This is a genomic window from Pedobacter sp. KACC 23697 (assembly GCF_045348445.1).
Taxonomy (GTDB): Bacteria; Bacteroidota; Bacteroidia; order Sphingobacteriales; family Sphingobacteriaceae; genus Pedobacter.
Map to the genome: position 1 here is coordinate 2,205,232 of NZ_CP157485.1, position 18,524 is coordinate 2,223,755.

The 18,524-nt window shown below is 37.4% G+C and carries 15 protein-coding genes; 11 read left to right on the forward strand and 4 right to left on the reverse strand.

All coding sequences use genetic code 11. From position 1 onward, the window contains the following. Positions 1-7 precede the first annotated feature (7 nt). Entirely contained in the window at positions 8-1,195 is a 1,188-nt protein-coding gene (locus ABEG20_RS08605; protein WP_406826963.1) for an ATP-binding protein, read from the reverse strand. A gap of 312 nt (positions 1,196-1,507) precedes the next feature. Between ABEG20_RS08605 and ABEG20_RS08610 the strand changes: the two genes are divergently transcribed. Together ABEG20_RS08610 and ABEG20_RS08615 are read left to right on the forward strand one after the other, a co-directional pair. After that, positions 1,508-2,101: a hypothetical protein gene (locus ABEG20_RS08610; RefSeq protein WP_406826964.1), complete on the forward strand. Its 594-nt coding sequence runs from the start codon at positions 1,508-1,510 to the stop codon at positions 2,099-2,101. Between the two features lie 122 nt (positions 2,102-2,223). Next, the gene (locus ABEG20_RS08615; protein ID WP_406826965.1) at positions 2,224-2,736 is read left to right on the forward strand and encodes a hypothetical protein; all 513 of its coding nucleotides are present in this window, start codon (positions 2,224-2,226) and stop codon (positions 2,734-2,736) included. An 84-nt stretch (positions 2,737-2,820) separates the two neighbouring features. On the opposite strand, the gene alaS is transcribed toward ABEG20_RS08615, so the two are convergent. Then, positions 2,821-5,661 (reverse strand): alanine--tRNA ligase, encoded by a 2,841-nt coding sequence (gene alaS, locus ABEG20_RS08620; RefSeq protein ID WP_406826966.1) that lies wholly within the window; start codon positions 5,659-5,661, stop codon positions 2,821-2,823. Positions 5,662-5,777: 116 nt separating this feature from the next. On the opposite strand from alaS, the gene ABEG20_RS08625 reads away from it, so the two are divergent. The 7 genes from ABEG20_RS08625 to ABEG20_RS08655 all read left to right on the forward strand — a co-directional run bounded on the left by ABEG20_RS08625 (position 5,778) and on the right by ABEG20_RS08655 (position 14,282). After that, on the forward strand, positions 5,778-6,113 hold the full coding sequence (locus ABEG20_RS08625; protein ID WP_029274329.1) for a MerR family transcriptional regulator: 336 nt from the start codon (positions 5,778-5,780) through the stop codon (positions 6,111-6,113). Positions 6,114-6,261: 148 nt separating this feature from the next. Further along, on the forward strand, positions 6,262-8,238 hold the full coding sequence (locus ABEG20_RS08630) for a helix-hairpin-helix domain-containing protein (RefSeq protein ID WP_406826967.1): 1,977 nt from the start codon (positions 6,262-6,264) through the stop codon (positions 8,236-8,238). A 52-nt stretch (positions 8,239-8,290) separates the two neighbouring features. After that, on the forward strand, positions 8,291-8,476 hold the full coding sequence (locus ABEG20_RS08635) for a hypothetical protein (protein WP_406826968.1): 186 nt from the start codon (positions 8,291-8,293) through the stop codon (positions 8,474-8,476). 3 nt (positions 8,477-8,479) lie between these two features. Continuing rightward, a complete protein-coding gene (locus tag ABEG20_RS08640) occupies positions 8,480-10,567 on the forward strand; it encodes a ComEC/Rec2 family competence protein (RefSeq protein WP_406826969.1) in 2,088 nt (695 codons plus the stop codon). Between the two features lies 1 nt (position 10,568). Beyond that, positions 10,569-11,345 carry an enoyl-CoA hydratase/isomerase family protein gene (locus ABEG20_RS08645; protein WP_406826970.1) on the forward strand — a complete coding sequence of 259 codons (777 nt, stop codon included), beginning with the start codon at positions 10,569-10,571 and terminating at the stop codon, positions 11,343-11,345. 22 nt (positions 11,346-11,367) lie between these two features. Next, positions 11,368-12,015: a DUF4412 domain-containing protein gene (locus ABEG20_RS08650; RefSeq protein WP_406826971.1), complete on the forward strand. Its 648-nt coding sequence runs from the start codon at positions 11,368-11,370 to the stop codon at positions 12,013-12,015. Between the two features lie 98 nt (positions 12,016-12,113). Then, on the forward strand, positions 12,114-14,282 hold the full coding sequence (locus ABEG20_RS08655; protein ID WP_406826972.1) for a S9 family peptidase: 2,169 nt from the start codon (positions 12,114-12,116) through the stop codon (positions 14,280-14,282). Between the two features lie 34 nt (positions 14,283-14,316). Here ABEG20_RS08655 and ABEG20_RS08660 read toward each other — a convergent pair whose 3' ends face one another. Together ABEG20_RS08660 and ABEG20_RS08665 are read right to left on the reverse strand one after the other, a co-directional pair. Then, positions 14,317-15,027 (reverse strand): DUF3307 domain-containing protein, encoded by a 711-nt coding sequence (locus ABEG20_RS08660; protein ID WP_406826973.1) that lies wholly within the window; start codon positions 15,025-15,027, stop codon positions 14,317-14,319. Then, positions 15,027-15,638, reverse strand: a complete 612-nt coding sequence (locus ABEG20_RS08665; RefSeq protein ID WP_406826974.1) for a SatD family protein — start codon at positions 15,636-15,638, stop codon at positions 15,027-15,029. Before ABEG20_RS08665 ends, ABEG20_RS08660 begins: the two co-directional genes overlap by 1 nt. A gap of 155 nt (positions 15,639-15,793) precedes the next feature. On the opposite strand from ABEG20_RS08665, the gene ABEG20_RS08670 reads away from it, so the two are divergent. Further along, on the forward strand, positions 15,794-16,822 hold the full coding sequence (locus ABEG20_RS08670) for a ligase-associated DNA damage response exonuclease (RefSeq protein WP_406826975.1): 1,029 nt from the start codon (positions 15,794-15,796) through the stop codon (positions 16,820-16,822). A 2-nt stretch (positions 16,823-16,824) separates the two neighbouring features. Further along, positions 16,825-18,414, forward strand: coding sequence for an ATP-dependent DNA ligase (locus ABEG20_RS08675; RefSeq protein WP_406826976.1), 1,590 nt, complete (start codon positions 16,825-16,827; stop codon positions 18,412-18,414). Positions 18,415-18,524: the final 110 nt, after the last annotated feature.

The following is an 18,524-nucleotide window of genomic DNA, read 5'->3' on the forward strand; positions in this document are numbered from 1 at the left end:
TCTTTCGTTAAAAAAGGCTTGACGGAGAAATTTTTAAAAACTCTTGCCATGGCAATCCTCCGGCTCCCACTAAAAGTATTTTATCTGGCTTATACATTTTGGTAAAGGCATCCATCCCTGAAGTGCCAGTAACCAATCCTGTACTTTTAACTTCTATGCCGATTACTTTACCACGTTTTTCTAAGATGAAATCTACTTCATCATTTCTGTGCCTCCAGTAAAACACCTTGTAACCTTCTACAAAAGAATAGTTTAGCAAATGCGCACCAATTGATGATTCTACCATTCGCCCCCATTCAGCTGGTTTTTTCCTTATTTCCTCAAAAAGCTCATTTCGCTGCGCGCTCACCAAAGCATTATTATGCACCTGGAATTTAGGACTCGATGAACGTTTACGGATCACATCAGCCGCAAATTTTTCAATGCCCCCCAATAAGCCTGCAGTATCCAGTAACTGCAAATAGTGCGATAATGTTGTGGTATTGCCAGCATCAGAAAGCTGCCCCAATATTTTAGTAAACGATAATATCTGACCTGAATACAGGCAGCCCAACTCAAATAAACGTTTCATCAATGCGGGTTTATCAACGCGCGTAAGCATTAGAATATCTTTAGAAATGCTGGTTTCTATCAAAGCATTTGAGACATAATTTTTCCAGCGCAATTCATCTTTAATTAAAGCTGCTGAGCCAGGATAGCCTCCAAACCATACATACTCCTCGGCGGTGAAACCAAAAGCATTTTCCATTTCTGCAAGGCCCCAATGCCCTAGATAAGTTAATTCGAAACGACCGGCAAGCGACTCGGTAAGCCCCTGTTGAATGAGCAGTCTGGAAGATCCCAATAAAATTACTTTTAAGTTTACTCCATTTCGCATGTCTTCATCCCACAAGCGCTTCACAATTTCACTCCAGTTATCAATCTTCTGAATTTCATCAATAACAAGAAGATATTCATTAACTCCAGGTTCTTTTAACAGTTCTCTGGTATTGAACCAAATCAACTCGATCCAGGTTCTATCTGAAGCAGCAACAGCATCTGCAGATTCGAATATGCATGGCGTATCAATTTCTTTGATCAATTGACTGATCAAGGTTGTTTTGCCTATTTGCCTGGGGCCAACAAGCACCTGAATAAACCTTTTTGGCTCATTCATAACCATTACAAGCTTCTGTAAATAAGACCTTTGGAACATTTTTAGTAATTTACTCAATAAACTGAGTAAATTTACTCAATACGTTAAGTAATTGCAAATGTTAATGTTTCAATTCTGATATTTAAAGATTTAATAAGAAAATACCGTCGATTTGATTAACTAAAAAATTACTACATAAAACACTAAATATGAACAATTTACATGTATTTTGACAATTTACTCAACACATTGAGTAAAATTACTCAATGAGGTACTCATCGTTAAAAAATGTTAAAGGCGATTCCTTAATTAAACTACCTCTAGTTGCTGTGGTCTACCTAAACAACACAAAAGAAACCTTAATTAAAAGTTATGAAAAAGTTAGTTTTATTTGCCGCAGTACTGATGGTTTCATTATTCGGCATTAACAATGCGAAAGCACAGGTGAGTTTAAATGTTAATATTGGCTCACAGCCAGTTTGGGGCCCAACAGGTTACGACCACGTAGACTATTATTATTTTCCTGATATAGATGCTTATTATTACGTTCCATCAGGCCAATATATTTATGCAAACGGCGGGCGTTGGGTTTGGACCAATAGTTTACCTGCCCAATACAGCAACTTTGATTTATTCCATGCTTATAAAGTGGTAATTAACAAATCTAAACCTTATCTGAGAAATAATATTTATGCAACCAGATATGGTCAATATAAAAACTACAGTGGCCATCAAACCATTATCAGGGATAGTAAAGATGCTAAGTACTTCGTTGTAAAGGGACATCCTCATTATAACCAAAGGCCTGTAAGAAACGTTACGGTTATCAACAACCGCCATAACCGTGTAGTGCAAAAAAACGTAACAACACCTGTTCAAAATAATGGCCGTCCTCAATTTAACAATGGTCACGATAACCGTCCGGAAAGAGATAACAGAAAAGGCCTTGATCATAAACACCGTTAAAATTGATATTTAGTTGTGATTAAAGGAGTTTCGAAAGAAGCTCCTTTTATATATAGCCGTTACAATAGAAGTTTTGGCACAGCGTTTGAATTAATAAAGTACACACAAATAAATAGATTATTATGAAAAAGCTATTCATCATTTCCGCGATTTTAGGTATCGTGGCTTTAACATCTAATCGATCTAACGCTCAGGTAAGTATCAACGTAAATATTGGCGCGCAGCCTGCATGGGTTCCCGCGGGTTATCAGAATGTTGATTATTACTATCTTCCGGAGGTACAATCTTATTATTATGTACCGCAAAGGCAGTTCGTTTATTTGAACGGCAACCGATGGACAAGATCGAGATATTTACCAGCAAGATACAGAGGTTATGACCTGCGTCACGGGCGTAAAATTGTCATGCACGGAAATAGTCCATATCGCTATTATAACACACACAGAGTAACCTACGTTAGCCGAAACAATTATTACCGTTCGTCATACGGTGGTGGTGTAGATCGGATCAGATATCGCGGACCCAAAAATCATTTCAAACCTCATCATCCAGATCGTGGGCATCACGATAGAAGGGTAAATTCGAGTTTATTCTCCAGAGGACACCGGGAAAAACATGGGCATGGCAGACATTAAATAAAAAAGAGGCTTTTGGCCTCTTTTTTTATGGATCTGACTGTTAATAAGATCGCTTCATTGTTCTTCGTGATAACGAAGATCTTAAGGAATAAAACTTTCTGCTTTTTCCAAAACAACCTTTAGCCCTGCTGGATTTTTACCGCCTGCAGTAGCATAGAACGGTTGTCCACCGCCGCCACCCTGGATTTCTTTACCCAATTCCCGAACAATATTTGAAGCATTTAATCCTTTCTTTACCAGGTGATCAGAAAGCATTACCGTTATTCCTGGTTTACCATCAATTTCTGTTGTGAAAACCAAAAACAGGTTATCAACCATATCTTTTAAAGAAAAGGCCAGGTTTTTAATGGCTTCGGCACTTTGCAGATCAATGTGTTTTGCAATCAGGTTAATGCCATTAATTCCTCTTACATGATGTACAATTTCATGTTTCAAAGTATTGACACGCTCTATTGTCGATTTTTCGATCTCCTTTTTCAGTTTTGCATTTTCATCCAGTAAAGCCTGGACAGCAGCTGATAAATCTTTGCTTCCATTGAGTAAAGCTTTTAAATGACCCAATTCTTTTCTTTGATCTAAGAAAAACTGTTCGGCTTTATCAGCGGTAATGGCTTCGATACGGCGAACACCGGCTGCAACGGCACTTTCTGAAACAATCTTGAATGAACCGATCTGTCCCGTAGCTTTTACATGCGTACCCCCGCAAAGCTCTTTCGAGAAGTGATCGTCGAAAGTGATCATACGGACAAAATCGCCATATTTTTCACCAAACAAAGCTGTTACACCACTTTCAATGGCATCCTGATAGGGAACGTTACGCTGTTCTTTTAACTTAATGTTTTGCCTGATTTTCTGGTTCACAATCACCTCAATCTGCGCCAACTCTTCTTCAGTTACTTTAGCGAAGTGAGAAAAATCAAAACGCAGGTAATCTGCATTCACTAACGAACCTTTCTGGTTAACATGTTTTCCTAAAACCTGTTTAAGCGCTGCATGCAATAAGTGTGTGGCAGAGTGGTTATCTTCCGTTAAAACACGTTTATCTTCATCTACAACTGCCCAGAATTTGCCTTCCAGATTATCGGGCAATATATCAGTAAAATGAACGGTTAATCCATTTTCCTTTTTTGTATCAGTAATATCTACCCAAAACTGACGGCTATGGTCTTCCAAACGGCCGGTGTCACCTACCTGACCTCCACTTTCTGCATAAAACGGTGTTTGGCGCAACACAATCTGGTATTGCTCTTTACCCTTAGCTTTTACTTTACGATATTTTAAAATCTCCGTTTCGATTTCAAGGTCATCATAACCTACAAATTCGCTTTGATCGTCTGTATTTACGATAATCCAATCGTCAGTATCAATTGACGTAGCGGCACGAGATTTATTTTTTTGAATATTCATGTAAAAATTATATTCCTTTTCGTTAAACTTAAAGCCATTTTCACTAAGAATTAATTCAGTTAAATCTTTAGGAAAACCGTAAGTATCGTAAAGTAAGAAACCAATATATCCGGGTAATATTTTAGTCACTTCTATTAGATAATCAAGTCCATCCTGAAAGTTTTTATTCTTCATTCCACCTTCCATTCCAGATACTCTAAATCCTCCTAAGCGAATAGGAATAAGTTGTATTTTTTCTGCAAATTTATAGACCAATTTATTAGGCTTATAATCATAGTCAGCAATTTCATTTTTATTAATATCTTTCCAATTTTTTTCTGGGTTATTTCTCAAAAATTCCTGAATCTCACTCATATAATTTATGTAGTCATCCAATAATTCAATTCCTTTACCCAAAGTTCTCAAGAAAGAAATTTCTTCTTCCAACACCACTTTTTGCACAAAATCCTGTTGCGAAATCAGTTCATCAAATACCCCTTTAAATTGCTCAGCCAATAAAGGAACCAATTGATTCAAAAATGGCTCTTTAAAGTTTAAAAATGTATAAGCATAACGTACGGCCCGACGTAAAATCCTGCGGATAACATAACCAGCTTTATTATTAGAAGGTAACTGACCATCGGCAATAACAAAGGAAATGGCACGGATATGATCGGCCATTACACGCATGGCAATATCCGTTTTCTCGTCAGCACCATATTTAATTCCAGCTTTTTCAGAGATAAACTGAATCATAGGTTGAAAAACATCGGTATCATAGTTAGAGGTTTTTTCCTGTAAAACACGTACCAAACGTTCAAAACCCATTCCGGTGTCAACATGTTTAGCGGGTAAATTTTGCAATGAACCATTTTTTAAACGGTTAAACTGCATAAATACATTATTCCAGATTTCGATTACCTGCGGATGATCAGCATTGACCAGTGTAGCTCCATCAACTAAAGCCTTTTCTTCATCGGTACGGCAATCCACATGGATTTCGGAACAGGGTCCGCATGGTCCGGTATCGCCCATTTCCCAGAAATTATCTTTTTTATTTCCAGGTAAAATATGGCTTTCATCCACATATTGTTTCCATAGATCATATGCTTCCTGGTCTTTTTCCAACCCTTCTTTCTCATCGCCTTCAAAATAAGTAACATATAATTTATCCTTTGGGATGTTATAAACTTCGGTCAATAATTCCCAACTCCAGGCAATGGCTTCTTTTTTGAAATAATCGCCGAAACTCCAGTTACCCAACATTTCGAACATGGTGTGGTGGTAAGTATCAATCCCCACCTCTTCCAGATCGTTATGCTTACCCGAAACCCGTAAACAGCGTTGCGTATCTGCAACACGAGCATATTTTATGGCGGCCTCCCCCAAAAACAGATCTTTAAACTGGTTCATACCGGCATTGGTAAACATTAAAGTTGGGTCGTTTTTAACCACAATCGGTGCCGAAGGAACAACATGATGTTGTTTCGATTCAAAAAAACTAAGGAATGCCTGTCTAATCTCTTTTGCTGTCATTTCAATATTATTGGAGGGAACAAAATTAAAATTTTATTGCGTTAATCATGAAAAATCAAGCTACATTTGAATACTTTAATTAATCGATATAAAACACTCATAATCAACCATAAAATATGCCATATAAAGAAAGGGACATTAACAAAATGTATTATACCATGGGCGAGGTGACTGAAATGTTTAATGTTAACGCATCTCAGATCCGTTTTTATGAGAAGGAATTCGATATCCTCCAACCCAAAAAAAACAAGAAAGGTAACCGCCTTTTTACGCCAGAAGATATCGAAAACCTAAAAATCATTTTCAACCTGGTTGATGAAAAAGGATTTACTTTAAAAGGCGCTAAAGATTATTTGAAGAACAATAAAACTGGCGTTAGAGAAAATCAAAAGATTATTGATTCGTTAGAAAAACTGAAAGGTTTTTTGGTAAACCTGGCAGAAGAACTTTAACTGTATAATTAAATTATACTGTAAATCTCACCTACAATTTTTTGTAAGTAATAAAATGCATTTTTTGTAGTTTTTTAATTATTTCCCTATATTAGGACTACTAATACAAAAATCACCCTAATTTTTATTAACCAGTTAACCCCTGCTTATGAAAATATGGTGTGTATTGTTGTTGGCTCCTTCCAAAAACCATGTGGTTTTGGGTTTATCTACATTTCCCAGTAAAGGGATACTTCTGGTAAATCTCTTAAGAAAAATACTGTTATTTAACCTGGGCACGGTAATCCAGTGGTTTCTCTACCTGTATCGTAAATTCTCTAATGGAGGTAGCTATGCATTAAAAATCTTAACTACCGCCTTAGTAATGATGGGCTTTGTGGCAAACGCACAAACCAATACCCAGGAGACCGATATCCGTGATATTTTAGAAAGCATGGCTGAAAACCTGCCGGATGATTATGATATGACCGAGTTGGTTGATGTACTGGAAAGATACCGTAAACACCCCATTAACCTGAATCGAACTTCTGTAGAAGAATTAAATACTTTGGTATTCTTATCTCCCCTACAGATTGCCAATTTCTTTACTTATATAAAGGAAAACGGTCCGCTTGCCGATGCGCTTGAATTACAGAGTGTTCCTGGATTTGATGTTAAAACGATTCAGAATCTGCTCCCATTCGTAACATTAACCGATATCACGGAGTATCAGCAGCTCAGTTTAAAAAACATTGTACATGCCGGCGAAAATGATCTGATGATGCGTTTAGCGCAAACTTTACAAAAACAAAAAGGCTATACCGATTTGCCAGGAAACAGATATTTAGGTTCTCCAGAAAAGTTTCAGACGCGATACCGGTACCAATACAGTTCAATTCTATCAGCCGCATTCACTTTAGATAAAGATGCAGGAGAAAAATTTATAGGCAAGCCTTTCGATTTTTATTCAGGAAATATTGCACTATTCAAATTAGGTAAATTAAAAAAATTGATCGTTGGCGATTACACGCAACAGTTTGGTCAGGGACTAACTTTATGGTCGGGTTTTTCTTTTGGCAAAGGGCCCGATGTAACCAGCGTAGCTAAAAAAGATTTGGGTTTAAGGCCTTACAATTCTACCAACGAATATTCCTTTTTTAGAGGCGCGGCTGCAACCGTCAACTTATTTAAAAATGTAGATATAACTCCATTTGTCTCTTTCCGCAAGCTGGATGCGAGTCAAAAGTTAGATGCTGATGGAAATTTAGTTCAGTCTACAATCAATCAAACCGGTTTGCACAGAACGCCTACAGAGCTTAAGAATAAAGGTGTTTTGGCACAAACCGTATTTGGCACCACTATTCAATATGCTAAAAACGACCTGGCCATTGGCGCAATTGCCTATCATACCCATTTTAACAATCGTTTTATCACACAAACTGCAGCTTACGATCGGTACAGTTTTACCGGAAAATCTTTAACCAATTTGGGTTTGTTTTACAATTATACCTATAAAAACATGTATCTCTATGGGGAGGTTGCTAAAGGTTTAGGTGGTGGCTTTGCTTACATTAACGGTGTATTAGTGAGTTTATCATCGGCAGTTTCTGCAGCTTTAACCTATCGCAATTATGCTAAAGATTACCACAGTTTCTTTAATCAGGCTGTATCCGAATCGAGCGAAGCTGTAAACGAAAGGGGGTTGTATGCAGGGTTAAACATTAACCCCAATAAGTATTGGGCATTTTCTTTCTATGGCGATTTATTTCGGTTTCCCTGGTTAAAATACCGTGTGGACGAATCTTCTAAGGGTTACGAAGTTTTAGCTCAGGCCGTTTATATGCCAAGCAAAACCTTTAAAATTTTAGTTCGTTTTAAATCAGAAAATAAGCAACAGAACACCGATATGGACGTCCCTGTTAATTTTTTAGATGATGTAAAAAGAGAAGGTTACCGGGCAGAGACAAACTGGCAATTGAATAAGAATTGGCACTTTCAAAACCGGCTGGAGGTTTCTCAATACAAAAAAGGAAGTGCAAAAAGAGAGTTCGGATACCTTGTTTATCAGGATATAGACTATTCGCCATATGTTTGCCAAGCTTACCGGAAATGTACGATTCGCCTATTTCAACACGCCGGGTTATAACAGTAGAATTTACGCATATGAGGATGATGTTTTATATAGTTTTGCTTTTGGAATGTACAGTGGAAAAGGTTTCAGAACCTACATCAACATGAGATATAACATCATCAAAAAGCTAAATGTGTGGTTTCGGTATGGGTTGTTTATTTATCAGGATGTGAAAACAGTAGGCACCTATTTAGATGAGATTAAGGGCAATAAAAAATCGGAAGTTAAAATTCAGGTACGCTATCAATTTTAGTCTATGTTTAAGACCGAATATATTTTTGCCAGGATCCTTTTTCCTTTTATTCTGGGCATCTGTATCTTTTATTATTTTCCGGCATTTACATTTATTAAATGGTTAACCATCAGCTTATTTACTATTTTACTAAGCATTTTATTTTTAAATTTCAGTTATAAGAAGTTAAATATATATCGCCATAAAGGTGTTGTTGGCCTTATCATTTACCTGCTTTTTTTCAACCTTGGCAGTTTGTTTTGCCTGCTTAATAACGAAAGTTTAGACCAAAATTACTTTGCAAAAACAAGATGTGATTATTTAAAAGTTTGGGTTAATAATGAACCTCAGCAAAATGGCAATATTTCGCGCTTTAAAGCAAATGTAATAGCTGGATATCAAAAAGATAAGCAGATCAGTTTATCAGGCCAGCTACTGCTTCATGTAAAGCTAGATAGCTTAAAACCCATCAGGATAAAGTATGGAGATGAAATGATGATCGCAGTTACATATAACGAAATAGAGCCTCCATATAATCCCGCAGAATTTGACTTTAAAGCCTGGCTGGGTAGTCAGAATATTTATCATCAGGCATTTATGGATCAGGATCACATCTTGATTACTAAAAATAATGTTGGCAATCCGATGATCAAAATGGCCCTGAATATAAGAGAAAGGCAAATAGCAAAATACAGAATTTTGATTAAAAGTGACGAAGCTTTGGCTGTGGCGTCTACCCTTATTTTAGGTTACCGTGCCGATTTAAGTAAAGAAACTTTATCGGCATATTCCAAAACAGGAACCGTTCATGCTTTATCGGTATCTGGAGCGCATGTAGCAATTATTTATGTCGTTTTAGATTTTATGTTCTTCTTTTTGAATAAGAACCGGGCATTAAAAATCGTCAAGTTACTGCTCATCTGTACTTTGATCTGGGGATATGCCTTACTCACCGGGTTATCGCCTTCTGTAGTCCGTTCAGCGATTATGATTAGCATTTTAATAACCGCTAAAGTTTTATCTAAAAAAACCAACAGTTATAATATTTTGGCCTTTTCAGCATTTTGTCAACTCGTTTACAATCCATTTTTAATCCGGGATGTTGGATTTCAACTTTCTTACCTGGCTGTATTTGGATTAATTTATCTTCAACCTAAAATCTACAAGCTCCTCTACACGGAGCATTATTGGATAGATAAATTATGGGGTTTCACGTCCATGTCTTTAGCTGCACAAATTGTCACGTTTCCGTTAAGTATTTATTATTTCCATCAATTTCCACTTTATTTCCTTTTTGCTAATCTTTTCATTACCATCCCATTAATATTAATCATGTATTTAGGGATTGGCGTATTGATCCCGTCGTTCGGGTTTCTGGCTCCGGTTTTCGAATGGATCATAAATTTCACAAATGCTGTACTAAATTGGATAGCAAATTTACCATATGCCAGCTTTTCATCAATATGGATTAATCTGCCTGAATTTATCTTATTGAGCCTATCGCTTAGCTTGTTTATTTATGCATTAACAAAACTTAATAAGCAACTTTTGTTTTCTGCTCTATTTTTATTTGTTTGTTATCAACTATTAATTTTATGCGATGATCTAAAGGTTTTTAATCAGCGGAAAATCATTTTCTTTTCCCTGAGAAAAAATTATGCGGCTGCATTTATTAATGGAAAAGAAGCTGTTTTGGTTTCAGATTTAAACAGTAAAGACAAAAACTATACCTTTTCGGTTGAGCCTGCACTATCCCAACTGCTGGTTGCTAAAATACATTTGATCAGGTTAAAGAAAGACACTGTTTTAGGGCGATTCGTATCAAACAATAACCAGATTGCCTTTTTTCAATATAAGATACTCCTGATTGATGAGGATTTGAATGATAAAGAAATAAATGGGAATGCTAACTTTTCGAGCATATGGTTAAGTGGAAATACAAAATTCAATGTAGCCAAAATACACCCAGATATAAAATATAAAACGGCAATCATAGATGCTACCAACAAAGATTATCAAATTCAGATCTTAAAAAAAGAAATGGAGAATAATGCTATAGATGTACATATTTTAAAGAAAAATAAAGCATATTTGGTGCAACTAAGCCGATAACATGGAAAATCTGGTTTTATATCAGGTTGCTGAACGAATAGCAACGATAACTATCAACAGGCCCGAAAAGAGAAATGCGCTAAACCCTGAACTTATTGCTGAATTAACTACTGCATTTATAAGGGCATCAGAAGATGATCTGGTAAAAGTGGTGATATTAAACGCAAATGGTGATGCATTTAGTGCCGGTGCCGATTTAGCCTATCTTCAGCAATTACAGTACAATACATTTGAAGAAAACGTAGCCGATTCCAATCATCTAAAAAAACTTTTTACTACGATTTACTATCTGCCAAAGGTAGTTATTGCCCAGGTTGAGGGACATGCTATTGCCGGTGGCTGCGGCCTGGCAACCATATGTGATATTATTTTTGCCACTCCTGAAAGTAATTTTGGTTATACCGAAGTAAAAATCGGTTTTGTGCCTGCCATAGTTTCCTGTTTTTTAAAACAGAAGGTAAGCGAATCCATCGCCAAGGAAATTTTACTCACCGGAAAAATTTTCTCTGCCGAGCAGGCATTAAAATATAATTTGATAAATTTTGTAACAAATTCTTCCGATATCCATCAAAAAGCAAGAGAATTTGCACTAAGTTTGTGTAACGGAAGTTCTGGTAATTCATTAATGATTACGAAACAACTGATTACCCAAACGGTTAATCCGTACTTAGAAAAGAGTTTGGAAATTGCAGTACAGATTAATGCGAGGGTAAGAGAAAGTGAGGATTTTAAAAAAGGGATTTCCTCATTTTTAAATAAAGAAAAAATTAATTGGTAAATAACTTAACAACAATAAAAACATGTTCAAATCAATCAAAACTAGCATTGTAGCTTTAATCTTAGTGAGTACCGCTATCATTGCCCATGCACAAAAGAAAATTACTGAAGGTACTTTAGTATTTGCTGTAACGGCTAATGGTGCAACAACTGACGTTAAAACGAAATTTAATGGCAGCTTAACCAAAATAGAAATTGAAAATGGCCCTGCCCTGGTAAACATCATTTCAAATACGGCAGATAAAACCGGACTATTATTGATTGACGTTCCGGTAGCTCAAAAACAGTTTGCCGTAAAGGTGAGCAAAGCAGAAACAGAAGCACAGGAAGCTTTGATGCCAAAATATTCTGATTATAAAGCAACTGGCGAAAAACAGACCATCGCCGGATTTAATGCAGAAAAATATACCTACAAAGATGATAAAGGCGGAGCGCACGAATTATGGGCAACAAAAGATGTTGATATTGCTGCAATCACAACTGGTGGTCTCTTTAAAGGCTTGGGCGCACTTCCGGTAAAATATTCGGCATTAATTAATGGTGTAAATTCAGACCTGGTTTTAAAATCTCTTTCTGAAGCCAAGGTAGGTGCCATTAACACTGAAGTACCTGCCGGTTACGAAGTCGTAACTATGGAAGATTTGAAAGCCATGCAAGGTGGTGGTGAATAATTAACCAATTCAAGGTAATTTACAGCTTTTTAACTGCAGGCTTTTTATTTAAATTAGCCCGAAAGTTGAAAAGCTTTTTTTATGTCCAAAAATTATATATGATTAAAAAATTATTATTCAGATTATCAGTTGCTTGTATAGCATTTTGCTCGCTTATTGATGCAAAAGCTCAAAATATCAACTGGGCAAAAGACGGTAATTCCTACTATCAGATTGCAAATGGAGAAATTATTTCGGTTACCCTCCCTAAAAGCGAAAGAAAAACAATTATATCCAGGGCGCTGCTAACACCTGCCGGAAAAGCTAATGCCATTCCGGTAAGAAGTTTTCAACTGTCTGATGATGGTACAAAAGCATTGATCTACACCAACAGCAGAAAAGTTTGGCGTTATGATACCCGTGGAGATTATTGGTTGGTTGATTTAACTGCTAATAAGATTACCCAGATCGGAAAAGATAAACCAGCTTCGTCATTAATGTTTGCCAAATTATCACCAGATGGCAGTAAGGTAGCTTATGTAAGCCAGCACAACTTATATGTAGAAAATATTGATGGCACTGGAGCCAAAGCTTTAACCACGGACGGTACAGAACGGATGATTAACGGTACTTTCGATTGGGTTTATGAGGAAGAATTTGATTGCCGGGACGGCTTTAGATGGAGTCCGGATGGTAAATCTATCGCTTATTGGCAGCTGGATGCAACGAAGATCAAAAATTTCTTGATGATCAATAACACCGACTCTATTTATCCATTTACGATCCCTGTAGAATATCCAAAGGTGGGCGAAAACCCATCAGCCTGTAAAGTTGGTGTGGTGGATATTACAACAGCCAAAACAAACTGGCTAAATGTTCCGGGAGATAATATCCAGCACTACATTCCGCGTATGCAATGGGTACCTAACAGCAACAATATTATTTTACAACAACTCAACCGCGAGCAGAACGAGAGTATCGTATTTATCTGCAATGCAGCTTCAGGATCGGCCAAAGCTGTTTATACCGAAAAAGCTAAAGCCTGGATTGATGCACAGGATGAATGGAAATGGTTAAATGACAATAAGGAATTTACCATTGTATCTGATAAGGATGGCTGGAACCATGTGTATAGGATTAGTTTGGATGGAAAGAAAGAAACATTGGTTACAAAAGGAAACTATGATGTGATTAATGTTAAATTGATCGATGTAAAAAATAACCTCGTTTATTTTCTGGCCTCACCAACTAACGCTACTCAAAAATACCTTTTTAAAACCAAGTTGGATGGCAAAGGTAAATTAGAACAGGTTACGCCTTCTGTTTTACCAGGAACGCACAATTACGATATTTCACCTAATGCTGCTTTTGCACGCCATTCGTATAACAGTTCGGTTGTTAGATCTATTACGGAGTGGATGAACTTTACCACCGGAAATCCATTCACAATGGATGGAAGCATCACTACACAACTAGCGAAACAATCGGCCACGAAAAACAAAGTGGAGTTTTTTAAAGTAACTACAGAGGATGGCATTGAAATGGATGGATGGATGAAAAAACCCGACAACTTTAATCCAGATAAGAAATACCCGGTTTTATTTTATGTTTATGGCGAGCCTGCAGGTGCAACAGCCTTGGATGTTGAGGGTGCAGGTATCAATCATTTATACGATGGCGACATGGCTAAAGACGGTTATATCTATATTTCAATGGATAACAGAGGCGCACCCGTTCCTAAAGGAAGTGCATGGCGTAAGAGCATATATAAAAATATTGGCATAATCAATATCCGCGATCAAGCGATGGCTGCTAAAAAATTACTGGCTACCCATGCGTATATGGATAAAGACCGTGTGGCTGTTTGGGGCTGGAGCGGAGGTGGTTCTTCAACACTAAACCTGATGTTCCAATATCCGGAGATTTATAAAACAGGTATTGCTATTGCAGCGGTTGGTAACCAATTAACTTATGATAATGTTTATCAGGAACGGTATATGGGCACACCTTTTCCAAGCAAAGAGGCTTATATTAAAGGTTCTCCAATTACGCATGCTAAAAACTTAAAAGGCAATTTATTATACATTCATGGCACGGGCGATGATAATGTACATTACCAAAATGCCGAAATGCTGATTAATGAATTAATCAAAAACGGAAAGGTTTTTCAATTGATGAGTTATCCAAACCGTACCCACAGTATTTCTGAGGGTGAAGGTACCAGTAAACACTTATCTTTAACCTATACTAAATTTCTAAAAGAAAATTGCCCTCCCGGAGCAAGATAGCAAGATTAAAAAAGCAGCTTTAGGGCTGCTTTTTTTATGCAACAGACATTTGAATAAGCATGGCCGTTACAATGGCTATACCAAAGCTTAACAAAGTTCCGATCAGTACATATTCCGTTAATTTAAGATCGTGTTTTTCTTTCAGATCACCGAACCGGAATATCGATTTTGCGGCAAGTAAAAAACCAACAGCTTCAAAATGATGGGTAAGAATAAACAGAAAAATCAATGTCCTTTCCAATATACCGATATATTTACCCGCGTTTTCCAATGATTTAGGGCTGTCAGGCTGATTATCCGGAATCCATTTAGCAATGATTACCTTCATTATAATGGAAGTAGGCAAGGTTAAAAACAAAGCGCCAGAAATGAATACCCAGGTATGCGGATCATTTAAAAAAGCAATATCCAAACTTCCCTTATAGAAAAGGTGCCATACCGCTAAAATTGAGCTAAAATGCAAAAGCTGATCAGCAAAAAACAGTATCCGGGCATTTTTGTTGGTTTGAAAGGTGGATTTTAACGCATCAATAATCAGATGGATTATACCTATTGTTAAAGCCGTCTTCCAAACATCAAAGCTTAAAAAAACAAGAAATATCAAAGCTACATGTATCATTACATGTAAATAGAGCTTGGTTGATTTTAATTTCCTCCTTTCCTTATCTTTTACCCAGGCATCTGGCTGCAAAAAGAAATCTCCGATTAAATGGGCAAGAATAAGTTTGATTAAATAGATATCCATTATTTTAAAATCATTTGGTTCAATTTTTTACGGTAAATCCTGTCCATTTCCATAATTTCGGTGTAATGCGCACGCTTTAATGCTTCACTTACAGATGATTGTGTCCGGCCAGAAATAGCGGCCAGCTCGCTCTGCAACAGGTCGTTATTCTCCAATGCAAGTTTTACCATTTCGGCAGCTACTACGCCCCAGCTATCCATTGCAATGAGAGATAACTTGATTAAAACATTAATCTCCTCGTCAAAATCAGCAGAATCTGTTTTAACAGCTAAATTAACCCTGGCCTGTTTTAAACTGTCAAAAGCCGCTCCTGAATACACAAAAGCATCTCCACTGGATTCGGATAGCTTTTTCCGTTTGTTTTTTAGATCTCCAATTCCAATTCCCATCCTTACATCTGCGGGTTTATTCACCTTAATACATGCTTTTAAATAGGCCGCGGTTTTAATGGCATTTTCTGGCTCTACTTCTAACTGAAAACTATCTCCCCGATAAATTTCCCACTTATTGCCACGACCGGAAATTACTTTTAAGGCGGTTTTCAAATTTAATAACCAGCTATCTTTAATCTTTCTTGAGCCAATAATATCACCTGTTATAATGCAAATCATATTACAATATCGAATTTATTATTGATATTTCAAAAAAAATATCGGCTAATTAGCCGATATTTCATTTTATCGGGTATTTAGCCGATATTTTAAATTATCGGGCATTTAGCCGATAATCATCTAAAACTAAATATTAATTTTATTGTTTATTAACTATGGCATTAATAGAATTTACCAAAAGAGGAATCTACTGTAAACAGGGCGATTTTTACGTAGACCCTTGGTGGCCTGTAGATTATGCCGTAACCACACATGGACACAGCGATCATGTGCGTTTTGGAAATAAATATTACCTCTGCCATACTTTAACCAAACCCATTATTAAACGCAGGATCAGCGAAGATTTAAATGTAGAAACACTGGAGTATGGAGAAAGCATAACCCGTAATGGCGTAAATATTTCTTTTTTTCCTGCAGGGCACATTATAGGCTCTGCGCAGGTACGTCTGGAATATAAAGGTGAAATCTGCGTCATCTCTGGTGATTATAAAATTGAAGATGATGGCATCACCACGCCATTCGAACCTGTAAAGTGCCATTCTTTTGTTTCAGAAAGCACATTTGGCCTGCCGGTTTACAAATGGCAAAAACAGGAAATTATTTTCAATGGAATTAAGAACTGGGTAAATGATAACATCAATCAACAGAAAACAAGCGTATTGATTGCCTATAGTTTGGGTAAAGCGCAGCGTTTAATTAAAAACCTCGCTGGCGATATCCCTATTTATGTACATAACAGCATTGCCAACCTGAACGAAGTGATTATAGAAGCTGGTGTAAACCTTCCAAAAACCATTAGGATTGCCCCCGAAACCACTAAAGATGAGTTACAGAAAGGAATTGTAATTGTACCGCCTGCTATGCGCGATAGCCGCTGGATCAAAAATTTATCCCACCCGGTTACCGGTATATGTTCTGGCTGGATGCAGGTAAGGGCACACCGCCGCTGGCAAAGTGCCGATGCTGGTTTTGCACTGAGTGACCATGCAGATTGGCCGGGTTTAATGGAAGCCATTACCGCAACGGGTGCCGAAAAAGTATATGTTACCCATGGCTTTACAGCTGCTTTTAGCCGCTTTTTAAATGATGAAGGTATAGAAGCGGCCGAAGTTTTAACCAGGTTTGGCCAGGAAGATGATGAAGAAAACAAAGTTGATTTAGCCGAGCAGAACGAAAATAAATAGCCATGAAACGTTTTGCAAAACTGATCCAGCAGCTCGAACTGAGCAATAAAACCAACGATAAAATCGCGGCCCTGGTTGATTATTTTAACTATGCTGACGATAAAGATAAAGTATGGGTAATCGCCTTATTTACGGGTAAAAAACCTAAAAGACCAATTAAATCAGCCTTATTGAAATACTGGGCGATAGACATTACCCAAACACCAGAATGGTTATTTGCTGAAAGTTATGCCAATGTTGGCGATTTAAGTGAAACCATTGCTTTGTTATTGCCCCCTGCCGAAAACACCTCTGATTTTCAATTGCATAAATGGGTTGAGGATTTGCACGATTTAGAAGGTAAAGATGATGAAACCAAAAAAGATTTCATTCTAAGTGCCTGGAACAAACTCGAAACGCAGGAGCGTTTTATTTTTAATAAACTGATTTCGGGTAATTTCAGGATCGGGGTCTCCAATAAAATGCTGGTGAACGCCCTGGCCAAACAAAGCAGCTTAGATAGTGCGCAGATTATGCACAGTATTATGGGGAAATGGAATCCTTACGAAATTACATTTCATGAACTGATCAATGGTATCCATGTAAATACCGATAATTCCTGGCCTTACCCCTTTTGCCTGGCGTATGCTTTAGAGCAAGCACCCGAAAAACTGGGCGATATTGCTGAATGGCAGGCCGAATGGAAATGGGATGGCATCCGTGGGCAGATTGTGAAGCGCAATGGAGAACTCTTTATCTGGAGCCGTGGCGAAGAACTGGTTACCGAACAGTTTCCGGAACTGCATTTTATGATCGATGTTTTACCGGATGGCGTAGTTTTAGACGGCGAAATACTGGCTGTACAGAATAAACAGGTTTTATCATTCAGCACATTACAGCAACGTTTAAACCGTAAAACGATCAGTAAAAAACAGCTGGATGATGCACCCATCGGATTTTTTGTTTATGACATTTTGGAATATGAAGCAAAGGATTTCAGGGAAGAACCTCTAAGTATAAGGCGTAATACACTGGAAAAGTTGATAGGTGGTTTAAACGAAAGTCCGGTGATAATATCTCCTGTGATCAATTGCAGCTCGTGGGAAGCGTTAGCAGATTTAAGACAAACTTCACGTTCGATTAATAGTGAAGGCATCATGCTTAAAAAGTTAAGTTCCCATTATCATAGCGGAAGAAAACGGGGCGATTGGTGGAAGTGGAAAATTAACCCCTATACGGTTGATGCGGTAATGATCTATGCACAAAAAGGAAGTGGCAGAAGGGCAAATTTTTTCACCGATTATACCTTTGCGGTTCGTGATGGTGAAAATTTAGTGACGATTGCCAAAGCCTATTCAGGGTTAACAGATAAAGAAATTAAAGAGGTAAATTCCTTTGTAAACCGTAATGCAATTGAAAAATTTGGGCCAGTACGCACTGTAAAACCAGAATTGGTTTTCGAAATTGCCTTTGAGGGAATTGCGGAAAGTAAACGTCATAAAGCAGGTTTAGCTTTACGTTTTCCGCGTATATTGCGGTGGAGAAAAGATAAAAAAGCAGATGAAATTAACACGCTGGAAGATTTGAGGCAATTATTGCAATCTACCTTATAGTGCCGCCATGGTCTGTGTCCCCACAGACCGAGGAGTTGTTGCAAAAAAGGTAAAGCATATGGCGGGACTGTTGTTATAAAAGAACCACTGTTATTGCTTTTCAAAACGAA

Bases quoted from the DNA above. Each gene is read 5' to 3' on its own strand.
- ABEG20_RS08605 (WP_406826963.1), bottom strand. From the start codon at position 1,195: ATGTTCCAAAGGTCTTATTTACAGAAGCTTGTAATGGTTATGAATGAG.
- ABEG20_RS08610 (WP_406826964.1), top strand. From the start codon at position 1,508: ATGAAAAAGTTAGTTTTATTTGCCGCAGTACTGATGGTTTCATTATTC.
- ABEG20_RS08615 (WP_406826965.1), top strand. From the start codon at position 2,224: ATGAAAAAGCTATTCATCATTTCCGCGATTTTAGGTATCGTGGCTTTA.
- alaS (WP_406826966.1), bottom strand. From the start codon at position 5,661: ATGACAGCAAAAGAGATTAGACAGGCATTCCTTAGTTTTTTTGAATCG.
- ABEG20_RS08625 (WP_029274329.1), top strand. From the start codon at position 5,778: ATGCCATATAAAGAAAGGGACATTAACAAAATGTATTATACCATGGGC.
- ABEG20_RS08630 (WP_406826967.1), top strand. From the start codon at position 6,262: ATGAAAATATGGTGTGTATTGTTGTTGGCTCCTTCCAAAAACCATGTG.
- ABEG20_RS08635 (WP_406826968.1), top strand. From the start codon at position 8,291: ATGTACAGTGGAAAAGGTTTCAGAACCTACATCAACATGAGATATAAC.
- ABEG20_RS08640 (WP_406826969.1), top strand. From the start codon at position 8,480: ATGTTTAAGACCGAATATATTTTTGCCAGGATCCTTTTTCCTTTTATT.
- ABEG20_RS08645 (WP_406826970.1), top strand. From the start codon at position 10,569: ATGGAAAATCTGGTTTTATATCAGGTTGCTGAACGAATAGCAACGATA.
- ABEG20_RS08650 (WP_406826971.1), top strand. From the start codon at position 11,368: ATGTTCAAATCAATCAAAACTAGCATTGTAGCTTTAATCTTAGTGAGT.
- ABEG20_RS08655 (WP_406826972.1), top strand. From the start codon at position 12,114: ATGATTAAAAAATTATTATTCAGATTATCAGTTGCTTGTATAGCATTT.
- ABEG20_RS08660 (WP_406826973.1), bottom strand. From the start codon at position 15,027: ATGGATATCTATTTAATCAAACTTATTCTTGCCCATTTAATCGGAGAT.
- ABEG20_RS08665 (WP_406826974.1), bottom strand. From the start codon at position 15,638: ATGATTTGCATTATAACAGGTGATATTATTGGCTCAAGAAAGATTAAA.
- ABEG20_RS08670 (WP_406826975.1), top strand. From the start codon at position 15,794: ATGGCATTAATAGAATTTACCAAAAGAGGAATCTACTGTAAACAGGGC.
- ABEG20_RS08675 (WP_406826976.1), top strand. From the start codon at position 16,825: ATGAAACGTTTTGCAAAACTGATCCAGCAGCTCGAACTGAGCAATAAA.